Source organism: Mesorhizobium sp. M1217, from assembly GCF_040318275.1.
Taxonomy (GTDB): domain Bacteria; phylum Pseudomonadota; class Alphaproteobacteria; order Rhizobiales; family Rhizobiaceae; genus Mesorhizobium.
The window spans coordinates 76,040-88,170 of the sequence record NZ_JAMYMA010000008.1 but is presented as its reverse complement, the minus strand read 5'-3'; the positions used below and the strand labels follow the sequence as shown (position 1 = coordinate 88,170).

Here is a 12,131-nt window from a genome sequence, read left to right as displayed (position 1 = left end):
CCGGCGCTCGATCCTCGAAACATTTTTAAGAAAATTTGCGTCTGATTCTACAGGTTTAACCGACCGGTAACATTAACGCGCTTTAATCAGGTTCAGTTGTACCGGGTCTGTGCGGGTTAGTGCGATGCAATTCAGTGTTTTGAAGGCAAACGGACGCAATCTGGCGCGTGGCTGCGCCGTCCTCATGATCGCAGGGGCTGCGACGGGGTGTAGTTCCCAGGTGGCGCGGTTCAACAGCGTCGACGACGTGTTCACCGCCTCGACCAACAACCAGCGCGCCATCATCGACAAGCAGGATGCTGCCCAGCCCTATCCGGGCGATGTTGCGGCCGCCCCGATCGACGGCAGCCACACCCAGTCGGTCAGCCGCTCAAGCCTCGAACCCGTTACGGCGCAGCAATTGCCGCCGCCGGCTCCCGCCCTGGCACCCGCCGCTCGCCCGGTGCGTACCGCTGCCGCGCCGGCCCTGGCGCCTGCCGCTCCTCGTGTCGACAGGACGGCAACCGGCACCGTCGCTCCTGCGGCAAGGCCGTTCAAGAACGCCGAGCCCGACGCGCCGCGCGTGGCGACGGCCGCCGGCGCACCGCATGCAACCGAGATCGTCGTCAAGGACGGTGAGACCATTTCCGGCCTGTCGCGGCGCTACGGCGTGCCGGCCGACGCCATCATGAAAGTCAACGGGCTGAGCGCGACCAAAGGGCTGAAGACCGGCCAGAAGCTCGTCATCCCGGCCTATGCGTATTCGAGCAACGGCGCCGCGCCGAAAGTCGCCGATGCCAAGCCCGCGAACGGCACCAGGCACGACCAGCCGGCCGATGCGCCGGAGACGGTGGCCGTGCTGCCGCAGCAGCCGAAGGTCAGGGAAGGCAAGTCCGCCGCGCAGGTGGATGCCTCGGCTGCCGCAAGCCAGCCGAAGGATGGAAAGGCCGCGCCAAAAACTGCTTCGGCGACGGCCAAGCCGGCCGGAGCCGGCGGCACCTACACGGTTCAGCAAGGCGATACGCTGTCCGCCATCGCCAGGAAGACCGGCGTCGGCGTCGTTGCGCTGAAGCAGGCGAACGGCATGCAGGATGGACTGCTCAAGATTGGCCAGACCCTGAAAGTGCCGGCAGGCGGAACCGCTGTCGTCGCCAGTGCGAAGCCGGCAAAGGTCGATCCGGTGACGACGGCCACCACCCAGCCGCCGGCCAAGGGCACGCCGACGCAGACGCTCGCCTCCTACACGCCGCCGAAGAAGGACGCGAAAGTCATCCAGCAGGCCGAGGACGACGATGCGGTGGCGCCGGATGCAACCGGCATCGGCAAGATGCGCTGGCCGGTGCGCGGCCGCGTGATTTCCAGCTTCGGCGGCGGCAAGGACGGCGTCGACATCGCCGTCCCTGAGGGGACGCCGGTCAAGGCAGCCGAAAACGGCGTCGTCATCTATGCCGGCGACGGCCTCAAAGAATTCGGCAACACGGTGCTGGTGCGGCACGAAAACGGTCTGGTCACCGTCTACGGCCACGCCAGCTCGATCGAGGTGCAGCGCGGCCAGAAGGTCAAGCGCGGCCAGGAAATCGCACTATCCGGCATGAGCGGCACCACCGACTCGCCGAAACTGCATTTCGAAGTGCGCAAGAACTCGGCGCCGGTCGATCCGTCGGGTTATCTCGAATAGAGAAAAATCCGATTTTGCGGGCCGCCTGACCTTCAGCCCGCCGAGGAAGTCCGCTCCGCAAGGTGCGGGCTTCTTCTGTTGCCAGTCCTTGAGCGGCTAGTCCTTGAGCGATTTTCCGAGCCGGCCTGCCAGATCCTGGGTGAACTGCCAGGCGACGCGGCCCGAACGGCTGCCGCGGGTCGTCGCCCATTCCAGCGCCTCGGCGCGCAGCGTCTCGGGATCGATGGCCAGATCATGATGGCGGACATAGCCATCGATCATGTCGAGATATTCGTCCTGCGAACATTTGTGGAAGCCAAGCCACAGGCCGAAGCGGTCCGACAGCGAAATCTTCTCCTCGACCGCTTCCGACGGGTTGATCGCGGTCGAGCGCTCATTGTCGATCATGTCGCGCGGCAACAGATGCCGCCGGTTCGAGGTGGCATAGAAGATGACGTTGGCCGGGCGGCCTTCGACCCCGCCTTCAAGTGCTGCCTTCAGCGATTTGTAGGATGTGTCGTCATGGTCGAATGACAGGTCGTCGCAAAACAAGATGAAGCGAAACGGCGCTGCCTTCAGCAGGCCCATCAGCTTCGGCAGCGTGTCGATGTCTTCGCGGTGGATCTCGATAAGCTTGAGCGGCACGTCGGGCTTCGCCGAAGCGTTGACCGAGGCGTGTACCGCCTTGACCAGCGACGATTTGCCCATGCCGCGCGCGCCCCATAACAGCACGTTGTTGGCAGCGTAGCCGGAGGCGAAGCGCTCGGTGTTGTCGACCAATATGTCGCGGACGCGGTCGACGCCGCGGATCAGGCCGATATCGACGCGGTTGACCTTGCGCACCGGTTCCAGATAGCCGGGATCGGCCTGCCAGACGAAGCAATCGGCCTCGCGGAGGTCGGTTTGAGGCACCGGCGGCGGGGCGAGGCGGGCGACCGCCTCGATCAGGCGGTCGAGCTTCTGGTGCAGGATATCGATAGGGCTGTCGGTCATCTCTTGTCTTTTTGTTTCGCGTTTTGTTTCGCGTTCAGGACGGTGCGGTAGGGCAACCTACCTGATTTCAGCGGTTTCGAAACTCGTCCCAAGCATTTGTTCGGGCATGATCTTTTGCGAAAACCGAGCATCGCTTTTCGTGATCACCCTCTAACACGGCTCACCAGGCCGGAAAAGCAGCCGATTTGCCCGGCAGCGCAGTTGCATTGGCAACGTTACCGACTATATTCCGGCCAAATTTGGCGGGGCCGCCTTGCGGCTGTTTTTCAAAGTTCAGGAGTACCTCGATGTTCGTGACACCGGCATACGCCCAAGGCATCGGCGGGGACTCGTCCGCAATGTTTATCCAGATCGTGCCGTTTGCTCTGATTTTCGTGATCATGTATTTTCTGATCATCCGGCCGCAGCGCACGCAGCTGAAGAAGCGCGGCGAGATGCTGGCGGCGGTTCGCCGCGGCGACACCGTTGTCACCGGCGGCGGCTTGGTCGGCAAGGTTACCAAGGTGATCGACGACAACGAGCTCGAGATCGACCTTGGCGGCGGCACCAAGGTGACGGCGCTGCGCTCGACGCTTGCCGACGTGCGCGTCAAGGGCGAGCCGGTGGCGAACCAGAACGCCAAGAAATAACCGAATTGTCGGCGGAACGATCCGCCAGTACGCCCTGACGGACGACGCCATATGCTTTATTTTTCGCGCTTCAAGATGATCCTGATCTGGCTGGCCGTGGCCGCCACAGTGGTCCTCGCTGCGCCCAACCTTTTTTCCGCCAGCACGCTGGCCAAGCTGCCCGACTGGGTGCCGAAGCGGCAGATGACGCTTGGCCTCGACCTGCAGGGCGGCTCGCATATCCTGCTCAGGATGGATCCGAACGATCTGATCAAAGATCGGCTGGAGACGACGCGCGACGAAATCAGGACGCTGCTGCGCGATGCCAAGATCGGCTATACCGGCCTTGCCGGAACGGGCCGCACGGTGCAGGTCCGCATCACCGATCCCGCACAGATCGAGGCTGCCAAGAAGGCGTTGAAGACGTTGACCGATCCGGTGGCGGCCGGCTTGTTCAGCGGCGGCTCGATCCAGGAGATGACGCTGGATGATTCCGAGCCCGGCCTGCTCAAGTTCACCGTCACCGATGCGGGCATCAAATATCGTACTTCGGCAGCGCTGACGCAGTCGATCGAGGTCGTCGGCCGCCGCGTCAATGAACTCGGCACGACCGAGCCGATCGTGCAGCGGCAAGGTGACGACCGCATCCTGGTGCAGGTGCCGGGTCTCCAAGACCCGCAACGGCTGAAGGAAATTCTTGGCCAGACCGCCAAGCTGACCTTCCAGATGGTCGACCAATCGATGCCGGTGCAGGACGCGCTGAACGGCCGTCCGCCGCCGGGATCGTCGGTGCTGTATTCGCAGGACGACCCGCCGGTTCCGTATCTGATCGAGAACCGCGTCATCGTTTCGGGTGAAAACCTCGTCGATGCCCAGGCGACGTTCAACTCCCAGAACAACGAGCCGGTTGTTTCGTTTCGCTTCGATTCGAAAGGGGCGCAGCGGTTCGGCCAGGCGACATCACAGAACGTCGGCAAGTTGTTTGCCATCATCCTCGACAATCAGGTGATTTCGGCACCGCAGATCCGCGAACCGATCCCCGGCGGCACCGGCCAGATATCGGGGAATTTCACCGCTGAGAGCGCCAACGACCTCGCCGTGCTGCTGCGCGCCGGCGCCTTGCCGGCGACGCTGACGGTGATCGAGGAGCGCACGGTGGGCCCTGGCCTCGGACAGGATTCCATTCATGCCGGCAAAGTCGCCGGCATCATCGGTTCGATCCTGGTTGTGGCGTTCATGTTCGTCGCCTACGGCTTCTTCGGCTTCCTCGCCAACATCGCGCTGGCGGTGCATGTGGCGATGATCGTCGGGCTGCTGTCGCTGCTTGGAGCGACGCTGACCTTGCCCGGTATCGCCGGTATCGTGCTGACCATCGGCATGGCGGTCGATTCCAACGTGCTGATCTATGAACGCATCCGCGAGGAGCGACGTGCCGGCCGCTCGGTCATCCAGGCGATCGATACCGGTTTCAGCAAGGCGCTGGCCACAATCGTCGATTCCAACGTCACCTCGCTGATCGCGACCGTGGTGCTGTTCTATCTCGGCACCGGGCCGGTGAAGGGCTTTGCCGTCACCTATGCCATCGGCATCCTGACCACGGTCTTCACCGCCTTCACCTTCACCCGCCTGCTGGTGTCGATCTGGCTTCGCCGGGCCCGTCCGAAGGAGTTGCCGCGGGCGCCTGTGACTTTCGTTCCGCCCGGAACGAAAATTCCGTTTATGGGCATCCGCCGCTGGACGTTCACGCTGTCCAGCGTGCTTTCAGTCCTGTCGGTCGTCGGGTTCATGACCATCGACATCAATTACGGCATCGATTTCAAGGGCGGCTCGCTGATCGAGGTGCAGTCCAAGACCGGCAATGCCGATCTGGCCGACATCCGCGGCAGGCTGACGGAACTCAATATCGGTGAGGTGCAGGTTCAGCAGTTCGGCGAGCCGAACGACGTGCTGATCCGCGTCGGTACGCAGGAGGGCGGCGAGAATGCCGAGCAGACCGTCATCGACAAGGTGCGCGGCGAACTGCAAGACCAGTACGATTTCCGCCGCGTCGAAGTGGTGGGGCCGACGGTCTCGGGCGAGCTTGCCAAGCAAGGCACCATCGCCATGCTTGTCGCGCTGCTCGGCATCCTGATCTATGTCTGGTTCCGCTTCGAATGGCAGTTCGCGGTCGGCGCCATCGTTGCGACCGTGCATGACGTGGTCATGACGATCGGCTTCTTCGTCATTACCGGCCTGGAATTCAACCAGTCGTCGCTGGCGGCGATTCTCACCATCATCGGTTATTCGCTCAACGATACGATCGTCGTCTATGACCGTGTTCGCGAGGATCTGCGAAAATACAAGCGAATGCCGCTGCCGCAATTGCTGAACAACGCCATCAACGAGACGCTGTCGAGGACGACGCTGACCTCGGTGACGACGATCCTGGCGCTGCTGGCGCTGGTGCTGTTCGGCGGCGAGGTGATCCGCTCGTTCACCATGGCCATGCTGTTCGGCGTCGTGTTCGGCACCTATTCGTCGATCTTTATCGCCGCGCCACTGCTTATCTTGTTCAAGCTGCGGCCGCAGGCCACAGCATCCGATGAGGAAAAGCCGGTGGGCGGCGGCAAAGCCATAGCCACCTGACGGCTTGCCGCAAAGTGGCCAAGGGCATCGTCATCCGCGAGGCGCATTTCCCCGGCCGCGCGCCGATCGAGGCTTATGGCAATGGCGGCTTCCGCTTTGCCGACATGTCGCATCGCGGCTCGCTGCTGTGCCTGCCTTCTGGCATCTATGGCTGGGAGCCGGCCGATCCGCTGGCGCTGACGGCAGCGGATTTCGCCAAGCTGTTCAACGAGGCCGACAAGGTCGAGATCCTGCTGGTCGGCAGCGGCAAGGATCTGAGGCCATTGCCTGCCGCGCTGCGTGCCGCGCTGAAGGATGCCGGCATTTCCGCCGATCCGATGTCGACCGGGGCGGCGGTGCGGACCTATAACGTGCTGCTGGCTGAAGACCGCGCCGTGGCCGCAGCACTCATCGCCGTCGACTGACGTGGCCGAAAACACCAAAGTCGTCATGGAGACGGTGCGCGCCGCCGATCATGACCGCTATCTCAGCGCGCTCTATGCGCCCGAGGACAAGCGCAACGCGCTGTTTTCTCTCTACGCCTTCAACGCCGAAATCGCCGGCATACGTGACCGCATCCACGAAGCGCTGCCGGGTGAAGTCCGGCTGCAATGGTGGCGAGACGTCATCGCCGCCGAAGAGGATCGCGCTAAGGTCGGCCATCCCGTGGCGGACGCGCTGAGGGCGACTATTTCCGCTCACCGCCTGCCCAAGGCCGCTTTCGACAATATGCTCGAAGCGCGCGTCTTCGATCTCTATGACGACCCGATGCCGTCGCGCACCGATCTCGAAGGCTATTGCGGCGAGACTGCCGCCGCGCTCATCCAACTCGCGGCGATGGTGCTCGATCCGGTCGAAGCACCGCGCTTTGCCGAACTTGCCGGCAGGGCAGGTTGTGCGCAGGCGATGACCGGTCTCCTGCTTCTGCTGCCGCTGCATCGCAAGCGGGGACAGTGCTTCGTCCCGGCCGACATTCTGGCTGCGGCGGGATCGTCGCCGCAAGAGTTCGTTACAGGTGACGGCGGGCCGGGCGCGGAACGCGCCGTTGCCGCGATGATCGCGCTGGCACGCGAGCATCTTTCCGCTTTCGAGCAGGGGGCGTCCGCCCTGCCGGTTTCACTGCGTCCGGCGTTTCTGCCGCTGGCGCTGACGGGCGCCTATCTCGGCAAGATGGACGGCTCCCGCCATTCACCGCTTGATGGCGCGGTGCGGCTTTCGGCCTTGCACCGGCATTGGCTCTTGTTCCGGCGCGCAACGCGGGGCTGGCCGGTCGCATAAAGGCTGCCGCGTAGCCAACCCGACCGTCATTCCGCAGCTTCCGCCTGCGCCGGCAGCCCGAGCCATTCGCGGCAATCGGCCAGCGCGCGCGATGTCACCGCGTGCCGCTTGGCGACCGTCTTGTCCTTGCCGCGCAGCCGCTTGCCTTCGATCTTTGGCGCGTCCACGGGCGGGAACAGGCCGAAATTGACGTTCATCGGCTGGAAAGAGCGCTTTCCCGGCTCGTCGTCGGAGACAATATGGCCGCCGGTGATGTGGTTGAGCAGCGCGCCGAAAGCGGTGGTCAACGGCGGCAGCGACGGCGCATGGCCAAGCCTTTCGGCGGCGGCGAAACGCCCGGCGAGCAGGCCGATGGCGGCACTCTCGACATAGCCCTCACAGCCGGTGATCTGGCCGGCAAAACGCAAGCCGGGCCGCGACTTCAACTGCAGCGAAGCGTCGAGCAGCGTCGGCGAATTGATGTAGGTGTTGCGGTGCAGGCCGCCGAGGCGGGCGAACTCGGCGTTTTCCAGCCCGGGAATGGTGCGGAAAATGCGCACCTGCTCGGCGTGCTTCAGCTTGGTCTGGAAGCCGACCATGTTGTAGAGCGTGCCCAGTGCGTTGTCCTGGCGAAGCTGGACGACGGCATAGGCCTTTACAGACGGATTGTGTGCATTGGTCAGCCCCATCGGCTTCATCGGCCCGTAACGCAATGTCTCGATGCCACGCTCGGCCATCACCTCGATCGGCAGGCAGCCGTCGAAATAGGGCGTGCCTTCCCATTGCTTGAATTCGGTTTTCTGGCCGTCGACCAGCGCCTGCACGAAGGCAAGGTACTGCTCCTTGTCCATCGGGCAGTTGATGTAATCCTTGCCGGTGCCGCCGGGGCCGACCTTGTCGTAGCGCGACTGGAACCAGCAGATATCCATGTCGATCGTGTCGAAATGGACGATCGGCGCGATGGCGTCGAAGAAGGCGAGCGCGTCGGCGCCGGTTGCTTCCGCGATCGACTGGGCGAGCGAAGGGGCGGTCAGCGGGCCGGTGGCGACGATCGCCTGGTCCCAGTCCGCCGGCGGCAGGCCAGGCACTTCCTCGCGCCGGATGGTGATGAGTGGGTGCGCTTCGAGCTTTCTGGTGACCGCTTCGGAAAATCCGTCGCGGTCGACGGCCAGCGCACCGCCGGCCGGCACCTGGTGCGCGTCGCCGGCGCTCATGATCAGCGAACCGGCGAGCCGCATTTCGGCATGCAGCAGGCCGACGGCATTGGCTTGCGCATCGTCGGAGCGGAAGGAATTGGAACAGACGAGCTCGGCCAGCCCGTCGGTCTTGTGCGCATCGGTGCCGCGGACGGGACGCATTTCATGCAGGATAACCGGAATGCCGGCTTCGGCCGCCTGCCAAGCAGCTTCGGAACCGGCGAGACCGCCACCGATGACGTGAATGGGATTTGTGTTCATGAGCGCCGAAATAATCCCTTGGCGCGGCGATTGCAATTACACGAATCAGCCGCGCTGTTGCCGCCACGCGCTGCAATCGTCTACTATTGCGAATGGGTGGGAGTCTCGGGGTCTTTGCCAGAGCGACATTTCTGACAGTCGTGATCGCCGTGGGCGGATCAGCAGCGGCCGGCGAACCGGCCGCGACGGCTTCCAAGCGGATCCCCATATGCCATGGTTACGGTTGCAACTATCGCACGACGCTGGCGCTTGGCCCCAGTGACGGTGCGCGTTTCCGCTCTATCCTGCGTGCGGGCGCGGGTTCGCCCCAGGCCGAGCGCTCCGCTATTTCGAAGGCCGTCCGCTATTTCGAACAGCGCATTTTCCAGGCCATCGGCGTCCGCGACCAGCCGCAGTCGAAATTCGGTGCATCGCGCGTCAGGGGCCAGATGGATTGTGTCGACGAATCGACCAATACGCATGCGTTGCTGGTCTATCTTGCCGAGCGAAAACTGCTCAGGTTTCATAAGGTCGAGGACAAGGCCTCGCGAGGCCTGTTTGTCGACGGGCGCTATCCGCATTGGACGGCGGTGATCAGCGACCGCGGCGGTACAGAATGGGTGGTGGATTCCTGGTATGCGCCGATGGGCGGCGCGCCGGATATTTTTCCGCTGAGCCAGTGGAAGAAGCGAGGCGTGCTGAAGAGCGGCGCGCTGGACTGACGACGGGGACGTCCCACCAAAAACGGCTCCCAGGGCGTTTCGAGCCTGAAAACAACAACACCCGCCGGGGGAGGAGGTCCGGCGGGTGTCGTTTTGTTGGCCGATCCTCGGGAGGAGGTGAAGATCGACCGTATTCGTCATCGCCGGGGAGGAGGTCGGCTTTGACGAAATTCCTTTCGCCATTTGAAAGGGCGCGAAACCCTTCTTAGAAACAACGCCCGCCGGGGGAGGAGGTCCGGCGGGCGCCGTTTTTGTGGTCAACCCTCGGGAGGAGGTGAAGGCTGACCGTATCCGTCAGGGTCGGGGAGGAGGTCGACCCTGGCGAAATTCTGCTGGTTAGATCGCCCTGCGAGCGACCATCTTGATCTCGTCGCGGACGATGCCGAGATCATTGAGCTGGCGGTTTGACAGGCGACCCAGCTCGGTAACCGTCTCGCGGTAGACGCGCCAGTTACGATAGTTGCGGATCAGGTTCATTGTCGTTCTCTTTCAAAACTGGTTCGGACCATTTGCGGTCCGAAAGGATTAGACCGCCTTGCGGGCGACGTAGTGGATGTCGCCGCGGCTGATGCCGAGGTCGGTCAGTTCACGGGTGCTCAGGCGGCTCAGCTCAGAAACGGTGTCCCGGTAGCGGCGCCAGTTGCGATAGTTGCGGATCAGGTTCATGGTATTCTCGTTTCGTCTTTCTTTCGGATCATTCCGTCTTTGTGTGCACCGTGAAGATAAGAGGGGTCATATCGATTTAAAAGCGCTATTGGTGCATGGCAGCAATGCAAATTGTGCATTGCAGCATTAACGCGCGTCCAGTTTTCTGCCCAGATCGGAAAATGCCGTTATGTCCAACGCTTGGGCGGACGAGCTAAAAGGGCTAAACAAAGGGGGAGGGGCATGGCGAGCTATTCGTCACGGGTCAGGTTGGATATCGCACGATGGCAGCAGGCCGGCCTGATCGACGCGCCGACAGCCGACGTGCTGACGCGCGACGTCGAGGCCAACGAACGCAAATCGCTGAGCTTCGGCTCGATCCTGGCGATGATGGCGGCACTGTTGTTCGGCGCGGCCATCCTGATCTTCATCGCCGCCAACTGGGAAGTCATCCCGCGGCTGGTACGGGTCGCAGCACTCTTTGCCGTTATCCTTGCCGGCTATGTCGGCGGCGCGGTGCTGAAAATGCGTGACCATGCGGCGATCGGCGAAGCGCTGTGGATCGTCGCGGCAGCAGCGTTCGGCGGATCGATCGCGCTGATCGGCCAGATGTACCATTTGTCTGGCGACGAGGCCTCCGCCGTGGTCACCTGGGGCGCCGGCACGGCGCTGGCGGCGGTGGCGCTGCGCTCGAACCCGCTGACCGTCGCTGCCGTCGGCATCGCCGATGCCTGGCTGTTCCTGAAAGGCTTCGAGTATCGCGCGGAATTCCCGCATCTCTTCGTCGTCATGGCGCTGGTGCTGTTTGCCGTTTCGTTCTGGACGCGCAGCCAGGCGGCGCGCCACCTGATCATCCTGTCGGTGCTGTTCTATCTCGTGCTCCTGGTGACGCGGTACGACACGCTGCAAGTCGCCATTCCGCTCGTTGTCGCGTCGGTGCTGCTTTTTATCGCTGCGATCTTTGCTGCCGGGCCGGTCGACAGGATCTTGCAACTGGGTGGCAGGCTGCCCCTGCACGCGCTGATCGGCTTTCTCACCGGCCTGGCGATGATCCAGTTCGAACTGGCGGATGAAAGCAGCTACAGCAGCGGCTTCGCCATTGCCTCGGCTGTTGCGCTGGCCGGTATCGTCGCGGCGATCGTGCTGGGCGGCCGGGAGAGCCGGGGACTGCGCTGGGTTGCCTATGCGGGCTTCGCCTTCGAACTCGCCATCATCTATGTGGTGATGCTGCAATCAATGCTCGACACGGCAGGCTTCTTTCTTGCGGCGGCGGTGCTTCTCGCCGTTCTTGCTTTCATTATCATCCGCATAGAAAAGCGCATGAACGCCCCGGACATGACAGGAGCGGCAGCATGATGACCGGCAAAAGACTGATCATCTCGGCGCTGGTCCTGGCGCTTGTCCAGATCGGCTTCCTGAGCTGGATCATCGCCGGACGCGCGGCGATCCTGCGCGACGGCAAGCAGGTCCTGCTCAGGGTTGAGCCGATCGATCCGCGCGATCTCCTGCGCGGTGACTATATTTCGCTTGGCTACGAGATTTCGCGCATACCGGTGAAGCTGATCGGCAACATTCCAGCCGGCAAGCTGGCGAGTGACGACACGCCGATCGTGGTCAGGCTGAAGCCGGGCGCCGACGGCTATTGGGGTCCGACCGCGGCTTGGTTCGGGCAAGCGCCGGTGCCGGCAGCATCCGGTGAAGCCGATATCGTCGGACACGTCTCCGAGGGCTCGGATCTCAGCGCAGCCACGACGATCGCGCCGGATTACGGCATCGAGCGCTTCTATTTGCCGGAGGGCGAGGGCATGGCGATCCAGAATGACATGCGGGTGCGGCCGTTCGGCATCCGCGTCGCGATCGCGGCCAACGGCACGGCGCAGATCAAGGCGCTGGTGGACGGCGACAAGACGCTGTTCGAGGAGCCGCTCTATTGAAGCGCGGAAGAATCTAGGTGTCGGCGCTCGGGGGATCGAAATGGTGCGCCATAGTGGCGCCTGTCCTCCTCCGCCAAGGCTTCGGAGGGCACTCCTTCGTCTAACGAGCTTCGAGCGGCCTGCCACCCGAAGCTCGAAGAGCGAAGGGTGGTGCGGATGAAGGGACTCGAACCCCCACGCCTTTCGGCACTGGAACCTAAATCCAGGGCGTCTACCAATTCCGCCACATCCGCATTGCCCGGCCAATCCCATGTAGCCATCATTCTGTCAATGTCAGAGCCCACACCGGCATCATT

13 protein-coding genes and 1 tRNA gene are annotated in these 12,131 nt (G+C 63.2%); 8 read left to right on the top strand and 6 right to left on the bottom strand.

All coding sequences use genetic code 11. The annotated features are described in order from the left end of the window. Positions 1 to 124: 124 nt before the first annotated feature. Positions 125 to 1,657 carry a peptidoglycan DD-metalloendopeptidase family protein gene (locus NKH37_RS15510; protein ID WP_352860267.1) on the top strand — a complete coding sequence of 511 codons (1,533 nt, stop codon included), beginning with the start codon at positions 125 to 127 and terminating at the stop codon, positions 1,655 to 1,657. A gap of 96 nt (positions 1,658 to 1,753) precedes the next feature. On the opposite strand, the gene NKH37_RS15505 is transcribed toward NKH37_RS15510, so the two are convergent. Further along, positions 1,754 to 2,629, bottom strand: a complete 876-nt coding sequence (locus NKH37_RS15505; protein WP_352814577.1) for an ATP-binding protein — start codon at positions 2,627 to 2,629, stop codon at positions 1,754 to 1,756. A 160-nt stretch (positions 2,630 to 2,789) separates the two neighbouring features. Then, on the bottom strand, positions 2,790 to 3,011 hold the full coding sequence (locus tag NKH37_RS15500; protein ID WP_210164500.1) for a hypothetical protein: 222 nt from the start codon (positions 3,009 to 3,011) through the stop codon (positions 2,790 to 2,792). Here NKH37_RS15500 and yajC point away from each other — a divergent pair. From yajC to NKH37_RS15480, 4 genes are read left to right on the top strand one after another with little or no spacing between them, the layout of a single operon-like run. Beyond that, positions 2,917 to 3,258, top strand: a complete 342-nt coding sequence (gene yajC / locus NKH37_RS15495) for a preprotein translocase subunit YajC (protein WP_023678921.1) — start codon at positions 2,917 to 2,919, stop codon at positions 3,256 to 3,258. The genes NKH37_RS15500 and yajC overlap by 95 nt on opposite strands. A 51-nt stretch (positions 3,259 to 3,309) precedes the next feature. After that, positions 3,310 to 5,862 (top strand): protein translocase subunit SecDF, encoded by a 2,553-nt coding sequence (gene secDF, locus NKH37_RS15490; RefSeq protein ID WP_352586940.1) that lies wholly within the window; start codon positions 3,310 to 3,312, stop codon positions 5,860 to 5,862. A gap of 14 nt (positions 5,863 to 5,876) precedes the next feature. Next, on the top strand, positions 5,877 to 6,266 hold the full coding sequence (locus tag NKH37_RS15485; RefSeq protein ID WP_352500864.1) for an Mth938-like domain-containing protein: 390 nt from the start codon (positions 5,877 to 5,879) through the stop codon (positions 6,264 to 6,266). Between the two features lie 25 nt (positions 6,267 to 6,291). After that, complete coding sequence (locus NKH37_RS15480) at positions 6,292 to 7,119, top strand: phytoene/squalene synthase family protein (protein ID WP_502895905.1); 828 nt, start codon at positions 6,292 to 6,294, stop codon at positions 7,117 to 7,119. Between the two features lie 26 nt (positions 7,120 to 7,145). On the opposite strand, the gene trmFO is transcribed toward NKH37_RS15480, so the two are convergent. Beyond that, the gene (gene trmFO / locus NKH37_RS15475) at positions 7,146 to 8,555 is read right to left on the bottom strand and encodes a methylenetetrahydrofolate--tRNA-(uracil(54)-C(5))-methyltransferase (FADH(2)-oxidizing) TrmFO (RefSeq protein ID WP_023720176.1); all 1,410 of its coding nucleotides are present in this window, start codon (positions 8,553 to 8,555) and stop codon (positions 7,146 to 7,148) included. 149 nt (positions 8,556 to 8,704) lie between these two features. Here trmFO and NKH37_RS15470 point away from each other — a divergent pair, with 149 nt between their 5' ends. Further along, positions 8,705 to 9,256 (top strand): hypothetical protein, encoded by a 552-nt coding sequence (locus NKH37_RS15470; RefSeq protein WP_245278626.1) that lies wholly within the window; start codon positions 8,705 to 8,707, stop codon positions 9,254 to 9,256. A gap of 336 nt (positions 9,257 to 9,592) precedes the next feature. Here the strand turns inward: NKH37_RS15470 and NKH37_RS15465 are convergent, their stop codons facing one another. Further along, the gene (locus NKH37_RS15465; RefSeq protein ID WP_023678914.1) at positions 9,593 to 9,733 is read right to left on the bottom strand and encodes a DUF1127 domain-containing protein; all 141 of its coding nucleotides are present in this window, start codon (positions 9,731 to 9,733) and stop codon (positions 9,593 to 9,595) included. Between the two features lie 48 nt (positions 9,734 to 9,781). Further along, positions 9,782 to 9,922 (bottom strand): DUF1127 domain-containing protein, encoded by a 141-nt coding sequence (locus tag NKH37_RS15460; RefSeq protein WP_023720174.1) that lies wholly within the window; start codon positions 9,920 to 9,922, stop codon positions 9,782 to 9,784. Positions 9,923 to 10,144: 222 nt separating this feature from the next. Here NKH37_RS15460 and NKH37_RS15455 point away from each other — a divergent pair, with 222 nt between their 5' ends. Both NKH37_RS15455 and NKH37_RS15450 read left to right on the top strand, forming a co-directional pair. Then, positions 10,145 to 11,257, top strand: coding sequence for a DUF2157 domain-containing protein (locus NKH37_RS15455; protein WP_352790524.1), 1,113 nt, complete (start codon positions 10,145 to 10,147; stop codon positions 11,255 to 11,257). Continuing rightward, a complete protein-coding gene (locus NKH37_RS15450; RefSeq protein WP_352844236.1) occupies positions 11,254 to 11,835 on the top strand; it encodes a GDYXXLXY domain-containing protein in 582 nt (193 codons plus the stop codon). Before NKH37_RS15455 ends, NKH37_RS15450 begins: the two co-directional genes overlap by 4 nt. A gap of 148 nt (positions 11,836 to 11,983) precedes the next feature. Here the strand turns inward: NKH37_RS15450 and NKH37_RS15445 are convergent. After that, positions 11,984 to 12,068: transfer RNA gene (locus tag NKH37_RS15445), tRNA-Leu, on the bottom strand. Positions 12,069 to 12,131: the final 63 nt, after the last annotated feature.

Coding starts and splice junctions, on each gene's coding strand:
- NKH37_RS15510 (WP_352860267.1), top strand. CDS start 125: ATGCAATTCAGTGTTTTGAAGGCAAACGGACGCAATCTGGCGCGTGGC.
- NKH37_RS15505 (WP_352814577.1), bottom strand. CDS start 2,629: ATGACCGACAGCCCTATCGATATCCTGCACCAGAAGCTCGACCGCCTG.
- yajC (WP_023678921.1), top strand. CDS start 2,917: ATGTTCGTGACACCGGCATACGCCCAAGGCATCGGCGGGGACTCGTCC.
- NKH37_RS15500 (WP_210164500.1), bottom strand. CDS start 3,011: ATGATCACGAAAATCAGAGCAAACGGCACGATCTGGATAAACATTGCG.
- secDF (WP_352586940.1), top strand. CDS start 3,310: ATGCTTTATTTTTCGCGCTTCAAGATGATCCTGATCTGGCTGGCCGTG.
- NKH37_RS15480 (WP_502895905.1), top strand. CDS start 6,292: ATGGAGACGGTGCGCGCCGCCGATCATGACCGCTATCTCAGCGCGCTC.
- trmFO (WP_023720176.1), bottom strand. CDS start 8,555: ATGAACACAAATCCCATTCACGTCATCGGTGGCGGTCTCGCCGGTTCC.
- NKH37_RS15465 (WP_023678914.1), bottom strand. CDS start 9,733: ATGAACCTGATCCGCAACTATCGTAACTGGCGCGTCTACCGCGAGACG.
- NKH37_RS15460 (WP_023720174.1), bottom strand. CDS start 9,922: ATGAACCTGATCCGCAACTATCGCAACTGGCGCCGCTACCGGGACACC.
- NKH37_RS15455 (WP_352790524.1), top strand. CDS start 10,145: ATGGCGAGCTATTCGTCACGGGTCAGGTTGGATATCGCACGATGGCAG.
- NKH37_RS15450 (WP_352844236.1), top strand. CDS start 11,254: ATGATGACCGGCAAAAGACTGATCATCTCGGCGCTGGTCCTGGCGCTT.